We start from the raw sequence: 18,964 nt of genomic DNA, 5'->3' as shown, positions 1-18,964 counted from the left end.
TGAACCAGAGACTTGAAGATCGGAGCACGTTCTGTATCCATGAGTAGTAGAGAATGTTCAAACTGCATCGGCGTGACCTTGGAGCGTCGTCCGGCGAGCGGTTTATTTGAAATCATTGCTTCCCTTGTGGGTCTAAAGCCGTGGCGTTGTCGCCGCTGTGGGCGGACTCACATGCGGTTCCAATCCAAGTAAGGTTCCCCAGCAAGCAGAGATTGTCTATTCCGTCGCTAGCACAGGTGGCTTGCGATGGTGCGTCTTCTGTTCGTACGCGTATGCGTAGCCCAGCAAGGCACCGTCCTGCCAGGCCTTGCCGCTAATCTCCAGACCGAAGGGAAGACCGTTGTCGTAAAAACCACCGGGTACTGCGACGGCGGGAACGCCGATTCGGTTTACCCAGCCGGTGTTGCTGTGCGGTCCGGTGGACGGTTTCCCGTCAGGTTGCGGAGCGATCTCATCATTCGGTGGCATCTGCAATGCCGGATAAACCATGCCATCAAGGTGCAGGCGTTCGAGCGTCTCGTTGTACGCGGCCAGCGCCTTTGCCTGCGGATCCCAGAAGGTCTCTTTGGCTTTCGGATCGTCTTCCAGGCGGCGTTGCGAAGCCGCAGGCGCATTGCCGCGGCCCTGGCCTAAGAGAAAACCGGGCAGCTTTTGACCGGTAGCCTGTTCGAAGGCCGCCGGCGACTTATATTCGGTGGGGCCAAAGTCTCTCAGGAAATCTTCAAACCCTTCGGCGCGGTAGGGTCCGGTGCTGATAGCGCGGAGCAGGGTCTCGAAACTTGCCGGAAGGATGGTGTCGTCTTCCACGATGGTTGCGCCCGCAGCACGAAGGCCCTCAATCGCTTTCAGAAACGCAGCCTGTGTTTCCGGCCGAAGAGCAAGACTGCGCGTAGCGCCTGTGGAGCTGAGCGCAGTGCCCTGATTGTTGATGATGAAGCTGGGCACACCAAAGCGTTTGCCCTTCAGCGCATCGGCTTTTAGATACTGCGTGAATTGGGGCGGCTCCTTGGCGGCTGAGCCGGCGGTACGATCGTCCAGCTTGTCTTCACCTGCCATCACTTCCAGTGCGATGGCGGCATCGGTGACATTCCGCGCCAGCGGTCCGGTATCGTCCATCAGCCAGTCCAGGGGTGCGATGCCGGCAATGCTGACCAGACCGCGTGTGGGCAGAAAGCCGACGAGCGAATCGGTTGAGGCTGGATTACGAATCGAGTTCGAGGTATCGGTGCCCTGGCCCAGAACCGCAAGGTTCGCCGCGACCGCCGTCGCCGTTCCGCCGGAGGAGCCGCCGGGCGAGTAGCGCACGTTGTACGCGTTGCCGGTGCGTCCGCCGGCGCTGCTGTTGTTGGTGTCGCTGGCGGCGAAGTCCGGCATGTTGGTGTGGCCAAGGATAATGGCGCCAGCAGATTTGAAGTGCGCCACAATCTGCGCGTCGCGTGGTGCAATCAATTCATGACCGGGTTGCAGGAAGCCGGTCCACCCATCGCTGGTCACGCGGTCCTCGATGCTGGTGTTGGCCTTGATAACAATGGGAACGCCCCAGAGCGGCTGGGCCTTCAGTTTTGCTGCCAGCGCAGCCGGAGACTTCGCTTCCGCATCTTCCAGATCAGCGCGCTTCAAGGCTCCTTCGCGGTCCAGCTCAAGGATCGGCTTGTACGCCGGGTTGTACTTCGCAATGCGCGCAAGGTACCACTCCGTGACCTGGCGGACGGTATAGGTATGTGCGCGGTAGAGCGTATGCAGCTTCGTGACAGAGACCTCAAGGAGATCCTGGTCCATCTTTGCCGGCGTTGGTGTAGCGGCGACAGCAGGCACGCTCAGCAGCGTGCAGAGAAGTGCGGCTTTTACGAAGTACATGGTGGCTCCGTAGTTACTGCTGTTGTTGTTGCGCCTGCTGAAGCTGTGTAAGGTTCACCAGGGGCGGCGATGGCGGCTGTTGCGCTCTCTCCACCAGGATCGACCAATCCTCCGGCACCGGCAGTTCCTGATCGAGCAACGGTGTGCCTTCGCTTTGCGTCACACGGACGGCGACGGTGAGCTCCGAGTTGGCAAGGCCGCGGAAGATGCCGTGTGTCGGCGGTACATCGGCATAGTCGCGCCCGATGGCAGTACGGATATGACGGTCCCCGGCGATGAGCCAGTTGGTGGGGTCGAAGCCCACCCAGCCAAGCTGTGGCACCAGCGCCTCTATCCATGCGTGCGTGGCCGATGCGACCGACCGGTCATGGTCTTCGTTGCCGTGAAAAAGATAGCCGGAGACGTAGCGGCAGGGAATCCGCAGCTTCGAACGCACCAGCGTGATCATGATGTGCGCGAAGTCCTGGCATACACCCATGCGATGGTTGATGGCGACGTCGATCGGCGAATCTACCTTGGTGGACTTGGGCTTGTAGTCGAAGTACTTGTAGAGCCGCTCATTCAACTCATGCAGCACCTGCAGCGGATCGTCGCGGCGAGTCACTTCCAGGTTTTCGGCAAGCTCGTCCAGGGCCGGCGTTGGCATCGCAAATTCGCTGGGGAAGAGCATCTCCCAGTAGTCACCTTGCTCGATCAAAAAATCGAGCTCCTTCCATGCATCCGGCGCGAGAAATGCAGGCACCTGCGGTATCGGGGCGATCTCCACCAGAGACTCAGCGACAATCACAAGCTGTGTGTGCTGTCCGGGAATATCGAAGTGATGGACGTGATTCGCCAGATGATCGCGGTAGCTGAAGACGCGGCAGCGTGGCGTGACTGAGAGCTGGTAATTGAGGCAGCGCTGGTTAGCGTCAGAGCGCGGATGCATGCGCGTCTCCATGATGGACTCGCTTACCGGGTCGCTGTAGAGGAACTTCGTCAGATGGCGGACTGAATAGTACATCGCGTTTCCTTTTTCCCCTTAGCCGGCCAGGGCGGTTTGAATCGAGTAATCGATGTACAGCTCGTAGATGGCGCAATGGATGTCGCGGCATTCACGCAGGATGTCCTGCAGGTAACCTACAACATCTCCTCGCAGAATCTCTTCGACGCTGGAGTAGCGCAGGCTTGCCTGCAGCCGGCCCGCAAGCCGCGTGAGGTTTTCAGTTCGTGACTTGCCGCTCTCTCGCTGAATCGCATCCAGTGCGCTGACCAGGCTCTCGATCGAGAAGCGCAGCGAATGTGGGAAGTTCTCATCGAGCAGAAGAAACTCAAGAATGCGCTCGGGTGTGAGATCGGCGGTGTAGACCTTGCAATAGGCCTCAAAGGCCGTGGCGCTGCGCAGCAGCCCCATGTACTCGAGGTATTCGTTGCCTTCGGGAATGCGTTCCGGATGCTTCCAGAGATCGTGGTGATATGCCTCCAGCAGCATGGCGGTGGCGGAGGCGCGTTCGATGTAGCGGCCTACCTGGATGAAATGCCATCCCTCGCCATGCGACATGGTGGAGTCAGTCACACCCTGGAACTGATGGACGGCTTCCATCACAGATTGCAGAAACTCGCCCGGTTCCTGGCCTCCACTCAACAGAGCTTCGGCATGCATATCGCTATGCATCTCAGGCCGGGTGACGGCCAGGTAGAGCGAGTTGAGCCGGTGCCACATCTCAGTGGAGATCTGTTCGCGGACATGGCGCGCATTTTCTCTTGCCGCGATGATGCAGGAGAGCACTGAGATGCGATTGGCGGTGTCGAAGGTAAGGGTGTGCGAAAGCTTGTAAGGATCGTCTTCCCAAGCCGCACCCGCCGGACGGCCAAGAGCCGCCACCATGCGCTGCCAGCGATGATCGGCGCCTGAAGAAGACTCATCGAGCATGAGATTGAGATTCACATCGAGCAGACGTGTGGTGTGCTCGGCGCGCTCAAGATAGCGGCTCATCCAGTAGAGACTGTCTGCAACGCGAGATAGCATGATCTCTCCTTAGCTCAACACCCAGGTGTCTTTGCTGCCGCCGCCCTGCGACGAGTTGACGACAAGCGATCCTTTGCGTAACGCCACGCGTGTCAGGCCGCCGGGCACGATGCTGACCTTGTCGCCATACAGCACATACGGGCGCAGGTCCACGTGGCGCGGCTCGAGCTGGTCATCGAACATGCATGGAGCGCGGGAGAAGCTGATGGTCGGCTGTCCGATGTAGTTCCGTGGATCGGCCTCGATGCGCCGCGCAAACTCCTCGCGCTGCGCCGCGGTGGATTGCGGCCCCACCAGCATGCCGTAGCCTCCGCTTTCGCCGACGGCCTTGACGACAAACTTGTCCAGGTTGGCGAGTACATGTTTGCGGTCCTTCTCGCGGGCGCAGAGAAAGGTCTCCACGTTTTTCAGCACAGGCTCTTCGCTCAGGTAGTACTTGATGATGTCGGGGACGTAGGCATAGAGCGCCTTATCGTCAGCCACGCCGGTGCCAAAGGCATTTGCGAGCGTTACGTTGCCGGCGCGATAGGCATTGAACAGACCAGAGACACCGAGGATGGAGTCACCCCGAAAGGCCAGCGGATCGATGAAATCATCATCCACGCGGCGGTAGATCACATCGACACGACGCAGACCTGAGGTTGTCCGCATATAGACGACGTTGTCGTGTGTCACCAGGTCGCGGCCTTCTACCAGCTCAATGCCCATCTGGCGCGCGAGGTAGGCGTGCTCGTAGTAGGCGGAATTGAAGACGCCAGGCGTCAGCAGCACGATATTGGGTTCAGGGCGGCCTTCAGGCGCCAGTGAACGCAGCGTACCCAGCAACAACTGCGTGTACTGCTCGATCGGGCGGACGTTGTAGCTGCGGAAGAGCTGAGGGAAGATGCGTTTCATCACGCGCCGGTTGGTGAGCATGTAGCTCACGCCCGAGGGAACACGCAGGTTGTCTTCCAGGACGACGAACTCGCCGTTCTCCAGGCGGATGAGGTCGGTGCCGGTGACCGCGATATAGATATTGCGGGGCACCTGCAGGCCCACCATCTGGCGGCGGAACTGCTTGCAGGAGTACACGACCTCGCGCGGCACAATGCCGTCGGCGAGGATGCGTCCCTCGTGATAGATATCGCGCAGGAAGAGATTCAGCGCGGTAATACGCTGCGTCAGGCCGCGTTCCACCGTTGCCCACTCCTGCGCGGTAATCACGCGAGGCAGAAGGTCATAGGGAAAGATACGTTCGGTACCTTCCTCGCGGCCATAGACCGTGAAGGTGATGCCCTGGTTCAGGAAGGAGAGATCGGCCGCCTGTTTGCGGCGCTGGAGCTCCGTGTGTGGGAGAGACGTAAAGTGATTCAGCAATAACTGGTAATGAGGGTGCAGCGCCTCGGGCGAGGCGAACATCTCGTCGTAGGCGTTGTCCAGAAGGTAATTCTGGAGCGCCGGCATCTTGAACTGGCTGGTCTGAAGTGTACCCATCTGGAAACTGTGGTTTGAGTATAGAGGCCGCGGCATCGCAGTCAAACTGCAAATGCCGCGGCCGGTTGACTCTAAACCGCAGTTTCCGGGGATTTACTGCCGTGCGGCGACTGCGAGCGTCATCTGCGAGCCGCTGTCGACGTGCACGTTCTGTCCGCTGGCGGCCACAGTGCCGGAGTTGGAGGCATCCGCCGCACCGGACAGCATCACGCCCGGGATCGCCGTCTGAACAGCCCCGTTCGCCCCAACCGTTCCAGCGCCGGAGACCTGACCGGCTGTTGAACCTACAGCATCTTCAGCTCGATTGCCGACACCGCCTACTGTCTGGCCGGCGCGATTTACGGTGTTCGTTGCTGCCCCGCGCACTCCGCCCACGGTGTTGCCGACCACACCCCCCGCAGAAGGAGCAGCCCCACCGCCACCTGAGGGATCAGGCGCCGGTGCAGGCGCTGCCATGCCGGGATCAGCATTGCCGCCGCCGGTCTGGCTCATCTGGTACTGGGACATCAGGGATGGTTTCAGATCGCGGACAACGGCGTAGATGGGGATCGTATTGCCTTCTTTGGTTTTCGCCTGATCGAAGAGGAATGTCACAGAACCTGTACCCGCCTGCTTGCTGTAGGCGGCGGCATCGGTGACATGGCCGATCAAGGTCGTACCCTTGGGGAGGGTAGTGCCGTTGTTCAAGACGGCGGCCGACTTTGTGACAGCCGTGACCTGATCGCCCTGCTTTGCTTTCTTCGAGTCGAGACTCGACTTCAGTTCCGCATCAAGGTTAGTGGCCTGTACTGCCTGGGCCGTAGTGTTGTTGCCCCTCTGTGCACCCTGCACCTGGGTCTGTGTGCCCTGTTGAACCTGGGTGCTGGTGCCCTGGCTTCCTACGCTATTCGGTGCGGTCTGTTGCGCAACAGCAACCGCCGAGACGAGGAAAAGGGCCGGGAGAATCCTGGAAGACATAGTTCACCTCCGGTCTTGTGAGACACACGCTCATCGGGCTGGTGTTGCCTGCGATGCGCCTTTTTCGGAATCTGCATCCTATGTCATGAAAAACGTCATGGCTCTTCGACCATTCCAGGGATTTACCCGTGTTGTGTGCCTGTCGTTGTTGCTGCCATTCCTGGGGGCAACTACGGCAAATGCTTACAGTGTGTTGTCGCATGAGGAAGTAATCGACATGGCATGGACCCCCTATCTGGTCCCCCTGCTGCAGGCACGCTATCCCGGATTGACAGCCGATCAACTGCGGGAAGCACATTCCTATGCCTACGGAGGCTGTTTAATCCAGGATCTTGGCTACTACCCCTTTGGGAATAAGTTCTATTCGGACATGCTCCACTACGTTCGGACAGGAGCCTTCGTTGAGGCTTTGCTGCACGATGCCGGCAATGCGGATGAGCTAGCCTTTGCTCTCGGAGCGCTGGCACACTATACGGCCGATGCGGTGGGCCATCCTTATATCAACCGGCTGACCGCGGAAGAAAATCCAAAGCTGAAAAAGAAGTATGGAGATGTGGTGACCTACGAACAGGCCAAAGTCGCACATATCCGTACGGAGTTTGGTTTCGACGTCGTGGAGGTCGCGCATGGCCGTTACTCCCAGGACAACTACCGCGACTTCATCGGCTTTCAGGTTGCAAAGCCGCTGCTCGACCGCGCCTTTGAAGAAACCTACGGCATGAAGCTCAAGGAGTTACTGCACGATGAAGACCATGCCATTACCACCTACCGCAACGCGGTTTCCGAGCTCATCCCAAAGATGACGGTCGTCGCCGCAACCGCCTATGCGCAGCAGATTGAAAAGGAGAATCCAGGCTTCAACAAACGCAAGTTTATCTATCGGCTTCGGCGCACGGAGTTTGAAAAGCATTGGGGCAACAATTACTCGAAGCCGAGCTTCAGAACCAGGTTTCTGGCCTTTCTGGTGAAGCTGCTGCCGAAGATCGGTCCTCTGAAGGTGTTGAAGCCAACGATCCCCAATGCAACGCAGCAAGATGGCTACATCAAAAGCGTGAATCAGACCGTCGATCGTTATGACGAGTATCTGAAGCAACTTGCATCCAGCAATGGCCAGGCTGACACGGCGGAGATCTCTACGGTTGCACTGGCGTTGGGCGGCGCGAATCTCGACACTGGCGATCTAATGCGGCTTGGGCAATATCGCCTGTCCGATCGGACCCATGAGCGGCTGTTGCACGAGTATCTGAAACCGAACGCCGAGCCCGTGCCCGCGGCCGTTCTGGAACACCTGGTGCACTTCTATGCCGACGCTCCCGCCGGCGAGAACCATGTGTCGCAAAAGGAGATGGACCGTATTCACCTGCAGCTTGCAGCTCTGCAGCAGCGGGTGGCAGCCGGACAGGCTAAGGTATCGAATTGATTTCCCGTAACTACGCGACGCGTGCAGATTGCGTCCAACAAAAGTAAGGTTGAATAGCTATGGTCTTCCTTCGCCGCATGTTGGCAGTCGCTGCGCTGGCGTCTTCCCTGAGCTTGAGCGCGCAGATGTTGTCCCGTCCAGGATGGGCGGGCTCGGGTATGTCTTCCGATCCGTGGTGGCAGCACGCTGTCATCTATGAGATCTATCCACGCAGCTTCCAGGATTCGAACGGCGACGGCATTGGTGACCTGAAGGGGATTACGCAGCGGCTGGATTATCTGCAGTCACTCGGCGTCGACGCCATCTGGCTCACTCCCATCTATCCCTCGCCGCAGGTCGACTTCGGCTATGACATCTCTGACTACACGGCCATTGACCCGCAGTACGGCACCATGGAGGACTTCGACAACCTGGTACAGGAGGCGAGCCGCCGCAACATCCGCGTGCTGATGGATCTGGTGCTCAACCACACCTCCGATAAGCACGCGTGGTTTGTGGAGTCGGCGTCGAGCAAGGACAATCCCAAGCGCGACTGGTACGTATGGCGTGACGGTAAAGGCGCGGGAACTGACGGCAAGCCCGCACCGCCGAACAACTGGCAGAGCCTCTTCGGACACTCAGCCTGGCAGTACGACGAGAAAACCGGGCAGTTTTACTACCACTGCTTCTATCCGCAACAGCCTGACCTGAACTGGCGTAACGCGCAGGTGAAGCAGGCCATGTTCGATGCGGCGCGCTTCTGGCTCAATCGTGGCGTCGCCGGCTTCCGGCTCGATGCGATCGATACCTTGCTGGAAGACCCGACGCTGGCCGATGCGAAGGAGTCTTCGGGAACGAATGCTTTCGGAGACCCCAACGTTGACAAGTCGCAGCAGATGGGGCTGCCGGAGATACACGGCATCCTGCGGGAGTTGCGCTCCGTGATCAACAATGCGCCGGGGCAGCGTCTTCTGGTTGGTGAGATCTACACGAAGAGTGCCGCCGAACTCGCCAGTTGGTATGGCGCAAAGAACGACGAGCTGCAACTGCCCATGAATACAGGCGTGGGCTTCACCAACAAGCTGGATGTCACTGCCTTCCGCGAGAAGCTTGAGGCGGCACAGACACAGCTCCACGGCAACGCGCCGCTGCTGGTCTTCGACAACCATGACAATCCGCGTAGTTGGGATCGCTATGGCGACGGACAGCACAACAAAGAGATAGCACGTGTGCTGGCGACGATTCTGCTGACCTCGCGCTCCGCATCGCTGCTGTATTACGGGCAGGAGCTCGGCATGGTTACAGCAACACCGGAACGTAAAGAGGATGTAAAAGATCCGATCGGCATTCTTGGCTGGCCAAAAGAGAAGGGCCGCGACGGCGAGCGTACGCCCATGCAGTGGGACGGCGGAGCGGAGGCTGGCTTCAGCAAAGCGGCAAAGACCTGGTTGCCGATTCCGACCTCGTCGATGGCAGTGAATGTTGAGGCCGAACAGAAAGACGATCAATCGCTGCTGAAGTGGTACGAGCAGTTGATTGCACTGCGCCGCAGCCGGCGCGCGATGCGGGAAGGCCAGCAGATCCTGTTAAACCACGACGCGGACAACGCGCTCGTCTGGGTGCGCAAACATCAGGGTGTGACAGCCACCTCACCGGCAGTGGTTGTGGCCTGTAATTTCTCGGATAAGCCGGTCACGCTGCATCTGAAGAGCGATATCACAAAGCTCGGTCTCCGCGGCCAGTTTCTGCGCAGCCTGATGCGCAGCGACTACGGCATGGGACCGATGAACCTCGATGGCGTGAAGCTCGAACCGTACGGCGTGTATATCGGGGAAATCCATTATTGATTGAATGATTAAGAATTGAATGATTGAATAAATGTCTCTTGGCGGGCTATGCCTTTTAGGCTGCGCAGAGATTATTCAATCATTCAATTCTTCAATTTCCCATAAGCGTCGTAGACGCGCTCAAACACCGCATCCCAGCTGCAATGCAACGCATACTCACGTGCAGCAAGGCGCATGCGGGCCAGGGTAGTGGGCTCGCGTAGAAGGCGTTCGATGGCGTCGGGAAAGCCTTCGTCGGTGGCGATGTAGCCGGTCTCGTCGTTGCGCACGATGTACTTGGGGCCGCCGTCCGGTGTGACGACAGCGGGTACTCCGCTGGCGAGTGCTTCCAGCACGACGTTGCCGAAGGTGTCGGTATGCGACGGGAAGACCATGACATCCATATTGGCGTAGGCGGTGGCAAGTGCTGCTCCCTTCAGGACGCCGGGGAACTCGGCGCGGGGCAGGGCGGCTTTGAGCAAAGCATCTTCTGAGCCATGACCGATGACCAGGAAGCGGAAGTTTGTGATGCCGCGTGACTCGAGGGATCGCTGAATGACGGGCAGCAGCGCGACGTTCTTCTCCACGGAGAGCCTGCCGACGAAGCCAAGGACAAACTCTTTGTCGTCCTGTGGGCGGGTGCGATACGCCGGAGAGAAGGTATTGGTCTCGACTCCGCGCTGCATCAGGTGGCAGGGTTTGCCGGTGGCGTTGGTGAGCAGTGTGCACAGCTCGTCATTGGGAGCGAAGAGCACCTTGGCCAGGCGATAGAACCGGGCCGTGGCGTTCAAAGCTGCGTCCTGTACCGTACGTTCAGTCGCCTCTTTGGCGCGAGGAGAGAAGAATCGTGTCAGCCATTCGGCGCGGCGGGCGGCGTACTCGTGGACGTTGGTGTGCCAGCTTGCGGCTAGCGGAATCCCCATACGCCAGGCGAAGATGGCGCCCAGGATACCCTGCTCGCTGGGGCCGGTGATATGGATGATGTCCGGCCGGAAGCTCTCCAGCCGCAGGCGCACCATGCGCAGGTGGCGCAGGAAGAGGGTATCGAAGGCCAGGTCGCGCTCCATGGGAACAGAGGCGAAGCTGCGCCGCAGCTCCAGCGTCTGAACGCTGCCGTGCTCTTCAAAGACAGTCTCCCGCGATCCGGCGCGGACGCAGAGGAAGGGGAGCTGGTGGCGCTCGGCAAAGGCCTGGAAGTTGCGACTGGTATGGGCGACGCCATTGACTTCATGAAAAGAGTCCGGAAAATAGGCGACGCGCTGCCTCATGCAAGCTAGCGTAACAGTGCTCCGTCTATGCTGTGTGTAGCCTGCATGATCACGGAATCTTCAGCGCCACCCTCTACGACGCTTCACGGCGCCATCGCGGATATTCTCCGCAACCCCGGCCAGCACCTCCTTCGCGAGTGGAACTGGAAGGCGGCCCTCTTCAGTGCTGCGTTGCGCGCACCCATCTTCTTTATCTCTGACCATCACGCCGCCGCCGGTCAGGCGCTCGGCGCCATGCTGACCGAAGCTGTATTTGCCGCTGGATTGGGCGGTTTTCTTGGCTCCGTCATTCAGCGTCTGCGCGATGCCCGCCCACTCTGGGCCACGGCGTTGATCATGCTGGTGGCGATTCCCGCGGCGCTCGTCGGCGTGCAGTATGTAGTGCACACCTGGGTCTCGCCCCAGAAGATCCGCGGCAGCCTGGTCGCCAGTTTTTTGCTGGCCGCGCTGTCGACCGGCTTCAACTGGTTCGCGATGGAACAGGGCGCGATCCTCACGGACGGCCAGGCTGACTCGCTCGGAGCCGACCTGCAGCATATTCCGCTGATTATTTACCGGTTTTTAATGGCGGGGCCGAGGGCGCTGTTTGGAAAAGGGTTGAATAGTTCAATCGTTGAATAGTTGAATAGTGCCTGAACATTGATCGCACTCTTTCGCATCTGGCGACGGGAGAGTTATGGCAAAACCAGGTTTTGTTCTGAGGCAGGCGTTGAAGTTTCGTTCGCGGCGTTGGAGACGGCGGCAGGTCGTTCTCGCGTCGTCGTTTCTAATGTTCTTCTGGTTGATGACACTTGGGGAGACGCATCGTGGCTTCTCTAAGGGCATCAACCTTTTCAACGTTTTGGTCTTTAGCCTTTTCTTTACGTCTAACTGGACGCGCCCGGGCCGTTTCGTGACAGATCCGGACGATCGGGCGATCTATGAATTCGGCCGGAGTTGGGATGAGCTTAACGAAGCGGAACAAGAGTCGCTGCGGACGAACAATCTCCTGAGAACTTATCGCTCTTCATGGAAATCTGAGTGGCGCGAGATGCTGCGTCTCAAGACTGTGGAACGCTCCTGGACGATTCTTCAGGTGACATTAGTGATCGTGCTGATTGTCTATCTGACGGCATGGGGCTTGTTGCCCAACCGTCCCGACGGGTTGAATCCCCGCGATCTCATCGATCCTGTCGCGTGGTTTGTTGGTCTCGTGTCCTTCTGCATCGTGCTGCCAGGCGCTGTTTGGATGTGGGTGGAACCGGATTGGGAACCTGAGGTCCGGACGGAACTGCAACCGGTGGCGACCAGCTAAGGGAGTTGCTCCCACCAGTTCGAGCTTCGCTCGAATGGTTCACCCCAGCGAAGCAAGGTCGCGGGGAACCCTAATATCCCACATATGCTTCGCATATATGGGGCACCCAGCATGGGATCTGGTACGGTACTCGGGCGGAACCATTCAACTATTCAACCAATCAACCATTCAACTAGCCTCTCGTCTTCGCAATATCCGGGCCGACAAAGTCTTCCACGCTGGGCGGAGTTGCCGGTTCGGCTTGCGGTTGTAGATGGTTCTTCGTCAGGCCTTCGACCAGAAGGCGGAACGCTTCTTCCGGAGTGTCGGCGAACTGGAAGAGATCGCGGTCTTTGACTGCGATGGCGCCCTTGTCTACCAGCACATCGAGATTGATGACCTGCGACCAGTACTCGCGTCCGTAGATCACGACCGTGATCTGTTTGGCCAGCTTGCGGGTCTGGGCGAGCGTCAGGAGCTCGAACATCTCGTCCAGTGTTCCAAAGCCTCCGGGAAAGACCACCAGCGCCTTTGCCAGGTAGGCAAACCAGTACTTACGCATGAAGAAGTAGTGGAACTGGAAGTTGAGCTCCGGTGTGATCCAGGGGTTCGGCAGCTGTTCGAATGGGAGCGCGATGTTCAGGCCGATGGTCTTGGCTCCGGCCTCGGTGGCGCCGCGGTTCGCGGCCTCCATAATGCCGGGTCCTCCGCCGGAGGTGACGACGAAGCGGTTGCGGCGGCCTGGGAGTTTCATCGCCCAGGTAGCCATCATGTGCGCCAGTGTGCGCGCGTCTTCGTAATAGCGAGCCATCTCAATGGCGGCTTCGGTGCGTTTCTTCTTCAGCTCGCTGGTCTCTTCGCCGTCGAACGCCGGCTGTTCTTCCTCCGGTGCAAGCTTCGCGGAACCAGTGTTCTCCAGCAGCCGCATCTGATCTTCGGCAGCGTCCATACCGATAAAGCGGGCAGAGCCGAAGAAGACGACCGTGTCCTGGACACGCTCCTTACGGAAGCGCGCAAGAGGTTCAGAGTACTCCGCCAGAATGCGGAAGATGCGTCCATCGGGGGAGTTGATGAAGTGCTCGTCCTCGTAGGCGAGGGGAGCGTGCTGGAGGGGATCCGGAACCGGATGCTGCGGGTGACTCATAGGAAGAAGGGTAATGGAATAACGGAAAGATTGAATAATTGAATAAAGCCAGTGGCAAGCAAGGCGTTATTCGATCATTCACTTATTCCATTGTTCATCGCGACTATCCGCGATAGTCGCGGTATTGAATCACTTCGCTGATGCCGATCCAGATATCCAGCAGGCCGAGACCCGAGATCAGGCCCTTGATGGCGCCATTCCGGAGAATGGCGCCGATGGTTGGATATGCATTGAAGAGATTGTTGTGGTCCCATACGCGGGGCCACCAGGGAAGCACCGTCACCAGCACACCCAGGTAGACACAGAACAGCACCAGGATGAACAGCGAAATGCGTTGCAGCCAGACGGGGGCCGGACGATCGTGACGCTGTCTTTCCTCGTGCGCTGCTTCCGGCTGTACTGCCATCAAATCTCCGAGACTAGCTCTTAGACGTAAGCCTACTACTCCACGTTTTGGTTACGGCGTGGACGGCGGTTGGCCTGCAGTACCTTCTTGCGCAGGCGCAGGCTCTTCGGCGTCACTTCCACCAGCTCGTCATCAGCGATGAACTCGATGCACTGTTCCAGGGTGAGCTGCTTATAGGGCACCAGGCGCAGGGCTTCATCGGCCGAGCTGGCGCGCATGTTGGTCAGCTTCTTTTCGCGGACGCAGTTTACGTCGAGGTCGTTGTCACGCGAGTGCTCGCCAACCACCATGCCCTCGTAGACTTCGATACCGTCGCCGACAAAGAGAATGCCGCGGTCCTGCAGGCCGTTCAGCGCATAGGTCGTGGTGGTGCCTGCACGGTCGCTGATCAGGGCTCCGCTGGGACGTTGCGGAATCTCGCCCTGGTAGTTGGTGTAGCCGTCGAAGATGGAGTTCATCACGATGGTGCCGCGCGTTTCGGTCAGCATCTCCGAGCGCAGGCCGATCAGGCCGCGGCTGGGAACCTTGAACTCCATACGCACACGACCCTGGCCGTGCATCTTCACCATCTCGCCCTTTCTGGGCCCAAGCTTCTGGATGACGGTTCCGGCAAACTCTTCCGGAACGTCGATGGTCACGTACTCCACCGGCTCCATCAGGGCGCCGTCGATGCGCTTGGTGACGATCTCAGGGCGTCCGACCATCAGCTCGTAGCCTTCGCGGCGCATCATTTCGATCAGCACGGCGAGCTGCAGCTCACCACGGCCCAGCACCTTGAAGCTGTCGGGTGAGTCGGTCTCTTCCACGCGGATGGAGACGTTGGTCAGCAGCTCGCGGTCGAGACGGTCGCGCAGGTTACGGCTGGTGACGTACTGGCCTTCGCGTCCCGAGAAGGGCGAGTTGTTGACCGAGAACTGAATGGCGATGGTTGGCTCATCGATGGTGATCTTCGGCAGCGGCTGCGGATTGTCCACGCCGGTGATGCTCTCGCCGATGGTGATGCCGGCGACGCCGGCGATGGCGACGATGTCGCCGATCTGGGTCTGCTCGATGTCGGTGCGCTTCAGGCCGGCGAAGCTGAACAGCTTGGTGATCTTGGTCTTCTGCAGCGATCCGTCCAGCTTGGCGACGTTTACTTCGTCACCGGTCTTCAGGTTGCCGTTGAAGACGCGGGCGATGGCCAGGCGGCCGAGGTAGTCGGAGTAGTCGAGATTCGTGACCAGGATCTGGAGGGCGCCTTCGTGATCGCCGACAGCCGGCGGAATCTTCGCGAGGACGGTGTCAAACAGCGGCTTCAGGTCGGTACCGGGCTGGGCCAGGTCCATGGTGGCGGTACCGGCCTTGCCGTTGGTGTAGACCACCGGGAACTCGAGCTGGCTCTCGTCGGCGTCGAGGTCGATGAACAGGTCATAGACCTCGTTCAGGACTTCCTGGGGACGGGCGTCGGGACGATCGATCTTGTTGATAACAAGGATCGGAGGCAGGCCGGCCTCAAGGGCCTTGGAGAGTACGTAGCGGGTCTGCGGCAGGGGGCCTTCGCTGGCGTCGACCAGCAGAACGACACCGTCCACCATCTTCAGGGCGCGCTCTACCTCGCCGCCGAAGTCGGCGTGGCCGGGGGTGTCGACGATGTTGATCTTGGAGTCGCCGTAGTGGACGGCGGTGTTCTTGGCCAGGATGGTGATGCCGCGCTCTTTTTCGAGCTCATTAGAGTCCATCACGCGCTCGGCCACGGCCTCGTTCGCGCGGAAGGTGCCGCTCTGGCGCAGCAGCGCGTCAACCAGCGTGGTCTTGCCGTGGTCGACGTGGGCGATGATGGCGATATTCCGAATAGGCGTAGTGGCGTTGCTCACGGGAAGTGGATCCTGTTCTGAAAACTTGAGTTTTGCGGGGAACCGGCAGGAATCTGCCGCCTCCAACAGTTTACCAGCACGGGCTGGCGGCACGCGACGGAGGGGACTAATCTTTCGGTAAGCTATGCCACCACGCTTTACAGCAGACCCTCGTTCTGTCCCCGGTGACTTTTATGTCATCCAGAATGAGTGCATGGGCTGCGGCATTCCCCAGAAGATCGCCCCGGAGCTGGTGAACTGGGTCGAAAGTTCTCCGCAGCACTGCGGCTGGGTCCGCCAGCCGGCCAGTAAGAAGGACCTGAAGCGGGCGATCGAGATCCTGAAGCAGCAGGACTTCGGCTGTCACCGCTATGCGGGGATGGACCCACGGGTGCTTCAAAGCGTTCCGGAATGCTGTGACTATTTCGTCCAGCCGGGAGTGGATATGCCGCAGCCGCGGGTGAGCTGGTGGCGGCGGATCTTGAAAAGGCTGATCTCAGGCTCGTAGGTGTGTATCGACACAGTCTTCTTCCTTATCGAGGGGCACCCAGTGCATGGGCTGGGTAAGCAGCATGGGCACAAATTAGCAACCAGAACTAGCAACTAGCAACTACTGCGGTGGCGGCAAATCCTTCCCCAGGTCCTTCGTCCGGTCATCCTTGAAGTCTGTCCCGAAGTGCGGCTCGTCTTTCGTGCCGTTGATCTTCACCGGGATCTCAGCACCCGCGCCGTGTTTCTTGAAGAACGGGTCGGCAGGTTTCAAGAGCCATCCCTTCCATCCCGTCACCATCTGGCTTATTCGGGCTTTGGTGCGCACCTTGCCGACGAAGTCGAAGGTGTTGCCGTCGGTCGAGTACTGGCCGAGCATCAGCACCTGGGCTCCCGGCATGTCGTAGCGCAGTGAGGGGACGTTGATGATGCCGTTCTTGAGCTGGAAGCTCCCGCGCATGTCGCTGGGGGTATCGAAGCCGGCCGTACCCTGAACGTTGGCTTCTTTGGGGCGGCCCTGGGCGCGCATGCTCAGGGCATCGATCTTCTCCTGGATCCTGTCGCTGGTGAAGTGCGCGCCGTGGATCTCAAAGGTGCCATCGGTCAGTTCGAGCTTTTTGGCTATGGCGACATCGCCGGGAGGAATATGCAGCCTGGTCTTCATCTTGAAGCCGCCGGTCATCAGCGGAGGCGAGGTTTTGACTCCCAAACGTAGCATGTCTTCAATGCGCGCCTTCGGCATCACGACATCAAGGCGGATGTCTTTGCCTTTGGGGTTTTTGTTGTTGATCACGTGGCCGACGCAAACAAAGTAGCTTTTCAATAACCATGCTTCGACCGGCTGCAGCAGGACATCTCCATTGGTCCCATCGATGATGGCGTGATACTTCGTGTGCAGGGGCACGGGATGTTCGCTGACGTCCAGGCGGAAGTCGGGCGTATCGGTCTCTCCATCGGCGACGATGTTATCCAGCGTTCCGCCGAAGCTGCCTTTTGAGGAGAGGATGCCGGCGATGCCCTTCGTCGTACTCAGGTCGGCGCGGGAGAACTCATAGACGCCGTCCAGCGGCGTATCGCCGGGAACGAAGATGTTCCAGGGGCCGAAGTGACCTTTGGAGGCGATATCACCCAGGGGCTTGGGATTGACCAGTGTTGCCGTGTAGTCGAAAGGGCGCTTCGCGCCGACGTCGACTAAAACCATATGTGCGATATCCCATTCGAGCGGTTCTTTGTTTTCCTTGTGTGTCTCCATCACCAGGTCGGCATGGTCGACGATGATGCGGTCGACGACGATTGACTCTTTCGGCGGCTTTTTCGGTTCCGGCGGCGTTATCTTGCGGTCTTCTTTGGGAGGCTTGCGGAGATGCAGACCGGTGACGTAGACCTCTCCGACATGCATGGGTGATTTGCGCAGATTGGCCAGCGTGGTGTGGAAGCGGAACTCATCAATGGCCAGCATCGGTTCTTCACGCTGCTGCCCCTGTGCATTCACCTCGATCAGGTACATGATGCGCAGGCCCTTGCCTTCTACGCCAAGGCCCTTGGCGGCGGTGACGTGGAACTCATCCAGCTCGACCGGCGATTGGAAGCGGGCCGAGAGTGTGTCGATGATGCGCTGGCGCATCAAGGGCTCAGCGTGGCGGACAAGCCACCATGTGGCTCCGCCGAAGATCAATAGACCGAGGACAACAGCGATACCGACCCATTGCAGCCAGCCAAAGCGGCGTCTGGGGCGGGAAGGAGGTGGAGTGGACTCGGAGGCGGGGGAACCGGTGGCAAGCTCGCGTTCTTCGTCGTTCACTGCAATGCCTTTCCTGCACGTCGTGCTGGCCTTTCAGATGCTGCATGGCAGGGATGTGCTGCCAGAGAAGTGTGCGGTCAGGAACATTCGAGCGGGGCGCGTCGTCTAACCCGTATTGGGTGATACATGCGCCGCTTTCTACCGACGTTACTGTGGGTGTTCTGTCTGGTGCCGGTAGCGGCGGCGCAGCAGCCGGCTGCCGCGCCGGTGATGCAGCCCGGACCTACACCTGTGGTTACGACAGAGACAGTGACAACACCCCAGATGCTGCAGCAGTGGTTGGTGAGTCGTGATCCGCGTCTGGTTGCCTGGGCCGCATACTTCGCGCAAAAGACACAAGATCCTCAAACGATGGCCGCGATTGAGACCTTGGTCCAGGATTGGCCGGTTTCATCTGGGCAAGGACGACCTTATACGGTTTACTTTTATGAACCATCACGGCTGGCAATGCTCGCAATGCTGGATGCCCTGATCCAGGGAAAGATATCTATTCCCGTAGGGGCGATCGCGGGGCTGGAGGATCTGTTTCCGGTACAAGCAGCCTTTTTAGCGCGTCAGCTTCCCCGAGAGGCATCGCAGGAACTTCTCCGGCGATGGTTTTCCTCGGTGAACGAAAATCTATTAACAAAGATTGCTGCCATGATGCTTGCAGATCGGCCTGATCCTCAATTAGTCGGCCCAATTGTTGCAAAGTCTGAAGAGCATCTCACGATCTATGTCGTTTCGAGCAAAACCAGCATTCCGCTTTCCGGAGGCGGTGCGTGTGGGGATTCCATGGGGGTTCACGATCCGTTAGGCTGGCCGCCTGTGTACAACTATGAGCTCTCAGAGCATGACGACAATGCAGAAGGAGAGCTGGTTCGCGTGGACAATGATGTCATCGGCTACAAGCGCTATGTCGCAACGCATGGACATGGCTCGTGCTACGCCGTCTGGCCGCTGAATGCCGTAACACGTCATCACCTGATCGCGCATTTTCTTGGAGTTTCGGCGAAGGACATGCCATGGCATCCGGAAGAAAGCTCGACCATTGTGTGGCAGGGGCGAGCGATGTATAGCCGGCAGCTCGGACGTGTAGTCGAGGCAGAGCAACGAAAACTGAGGCGAACTGTCTTTCAACTCCGGCAGCGTGGTTTGTTGCGACCGGATCAGCACGTGATGCCGCAGTTTAGCCTTGAAGTGAAGTGCATGATTAAGCCCTGCCCGCTCACACCGTAGCCGCACCTGCGAA

16 protein-coding genes are annotated in these 18,964 nt (G+C 59.1%); 6 read left to right on the top strand and 10 right to left on the bottom strand.

Features of this window, described 5'->3' with window-relative positions:
• Window positions 1-216: 216 nt before the first annotated feature.
• From FTW19_RS25225 to FTW19_RS25205, 5 genes are all read right to left on the bottom strand, one after another.
• Window positions 217-1,857, bottom strand: coding sequence for an amidase (locus FTW19_RS25225; RefSeq protein ID WP_246153491.1), 1,641 nt, complete (start codon window positions 1,855-1,857; stop codon window positions 217-219).
• A gap of 13 nt (window positions 1,858-1,870) precedes the next feature.
• Window positions 1,871-2,860, bottom strand: coding sequence for a transglutaminase family protein (locus tag FTW19_RS25220; protein ID WP_147650308.1), 990 nt, complete (start codon window positions 2,858-2,860; stop codon window positions 1,871-1,873).
• Window positions 2,861-2,878: 18 nt separating this feature from the next.
• The gene (locus FTW19_RS25215; RefSeq protein ID WP_147650307.1) at window positions 2,879-3,865 is read right to left on the bottom strand and encodes an alpha-E domain-containing protein; all 987 of its coding nucleotides are present in this window, start codon (window positions 3,863-3,865) and stop codon (window positions 2,879-2,881) included.
• A 9-nt stretch (window positions 3,866-3,874) separates the two neighbouring features.
• The gene (locus tag FTW19_RS25210) at window positions 3,875-5,338 is read right to left on the bottom strand and encodes a circularly permuted type 2 ATP-grasp protein (RefSeq protein WP_147650306.1); all 1,464 of its coding nucleotides are present in this window, start codon (window positions 5,336-5,338) and stop codon (window positions 3,875-3,877) included.
• A gap of 93 nt (window positions 5,339-5,431) precedes the next feature.
• Window positions 5,432-6,295, bottom strand: a complete 864-nt coding sequence (locus FTW19_RS25205; protein WP_147650305.1) for a hypothetical protein — start codon at window positions 6,293-6,295, stop codon at window positions 5,432-5,434.
• Between the two features lie 97 nt (window positions 6,296-6,392).
• Here FTW19_RS25205 and FTW19_RS25200 point away from each other — a divergent pair, with 97 nt between their 5' ends.
• Both FTW19_RS25200 and FTW19_RS25195 read left to right on the top strand, forming a co-directional pair.
• Window positions 6,393-7,715 carry a zinc dependent phospholipase C family protein gene (locus FTW19_RS25200; RefSeq protein ID WP_246153490.1) on the top strand — a complete coding sequence of 441 codons (1,323 nt, stop codon included), beginning with the start codon at window positions 6,393-6,395 and terminating at the stop codon, window positions 7,713-7,715.
• 59 nt (window positions 7,716-7,774) lie between these two features.
• Window positions 7,775-9,541, top strand: coding sequence for a glycoside hydrolase family 13 protein (locus tag FTW19_RS25195; protein ID WP_147650303.1), 1,767 nt, complete (start codon window positions 7,775-7,777; stop codon window positions 9,539-9,541).
• A gap of 83 nt (window positions 9,542-9,624) precedes the next feature.
• Here the strand turns inward: FTW19_RS25195 and FTW19_RS25190 are convergent, their stop codons facing one another.
• Window positions 9,625-10,788: a glycosyltransferase gene (locus FTW19_RS25190; protein ID WP_147650302.1), complete on the bottom strand. Its 1,164-nt coding sequence runs from the start codon at window positions 10,786-10,788 to the stop codon at window positions 9,625-9,627.
• A 45-nt stretch (window positions 10,789-10,833) separates the two neighbouring features.
• Between FTW19_RS25190 and FTW19_RS25185 the strand changes: the two genes are divergently transcribed.
• Both FTW19_RS25185 and FTW19_RS25180 read left to right on the top strand, forming a co-directional pair.
• On the top strand, window positions 10,834-11,409 hold the full coding sequence (locus FTW19_RS25185; protein ID WP_147650301.1) for a hypothetical protein: 576 nt from the start codon (window positions 10,834-10,836) through the stop codon (window positions 11,407-11,409).
• Between the two features lie 55 nt (window positions 11,410-11,464).
• Complete coding sequence (locus tag FTW19_RS25180; RefSeq protein ID WP_147650300.1) at window positions 11,465-12,082, top strand: hypothetical protein; 618 nt, start codon at window positions 11,465-11,467, stop codon at window positions 12,080-12,082.
• Window positions 12,083-12,254: 172 nt separating this feature from the next.
• Here the strand turns inward: FTW19_RS25180 and FTW19_RS25175 are convergent, their stop codons facing one another.
• The 3 genes from FTW19_RS25175 to typA form a co-directional block, all read right to left on the bottom strand.
• Window positions 12,255-13,205 (bottom strand): TIGR00730 family Rossman fold protein, encoded by a 951-nt coding sequence (locus tag FTW19_RS25175; RefSeq protein ID WP_147650299.1) that lies wholly within the window; start codon window positions 13,203-13,205, stop codon window positions 12,255-12,257.
• Window positions 13,206-13,308: 103 nt separating this feature from the next.
• Window positions 13,309-13,611 (bottom strand): hypothetical protein, encoded by a 303-nt coding sequence (locus FTW19_RS25170; protein WP_147650298.1) that lies wholly within the window; start codon window positions 13,609-13,611, stop codon window positions 13,309-13,311.
• Between the two features lie 35 nt (window positions 13,612-13,646).
• A complete protein-coding gene (typA, locus tag FTW19_RS25165) occupies window positions 13,647-15,464 on the bottom strand; it encodes a translational GTPase TypA (RefSeq protein WP_147650297.1) in 1,818 nt (605 codons plus the stop codon).
• Between the two features lie 124 nt (window positions 15,465-15,588).
• Here typA and FTW19_RS25160 point away from each other — a divergent pair, with 124 nt between their 5' ends.
• Window positions 15,589-15,951 carry a hypothetical protein gene (locus FTW19_RS25160; protein WP_147650296.1) on the top strand — a complete coding sequence of 121 codons (363 nt, stop codon included), beginning with the start codon at window positions 15,589-15,591 and terminating at the stop codon, window positions 15,949-15,951.
• 102 nt (window positions 15,952-16,053) lie between these two features.
• On the opposite strand, the gene FTW19_RS25155 is transcribed toward FTW19_RS25160, so the two are convergent.
• Complete coding sequence (locus tag FTW19_RS25155) at window positions 16,054-17,733, bottom strand: hypothetical protein (RefSeq protein ID WP_246153489.1); 1,680 nt, start codon at window positions 17,731-17,733, stop codon at window positions 16,054-16,056.
• 126 nt (window positions 17,734-17,859) lie between these two features.
• Between FTW19_RS25155 and FTW19_RS25150 the strand changes: the two genes are divergently transcribed.
• Entirely contained in the window at window positions 17,860-18,951 is a 1,092-nt protein-coding gene (locus FTW19_RS25150; protein WP_147650295.1) for a hypothetical protein, read from the top strand.
• The last annotated feature ends 13 nt before the right edge of the window (window positions 18,952-18,964 follow it).

It is taken from the genome of Terriglobus albidus (assembly GCF_008000815.1).
Lineage (GTDB): Bacteria > Acidobacteriota > Terriglobia > Terriglobales > Acidobacteriaceae > Terriglobus > Terriglobus albidus_A.
The sequence above is the reverse complement of the archived record's forward strand: the minus strand, read 5'-3'. Positions and strand labels throughout refer to the sequence as shown.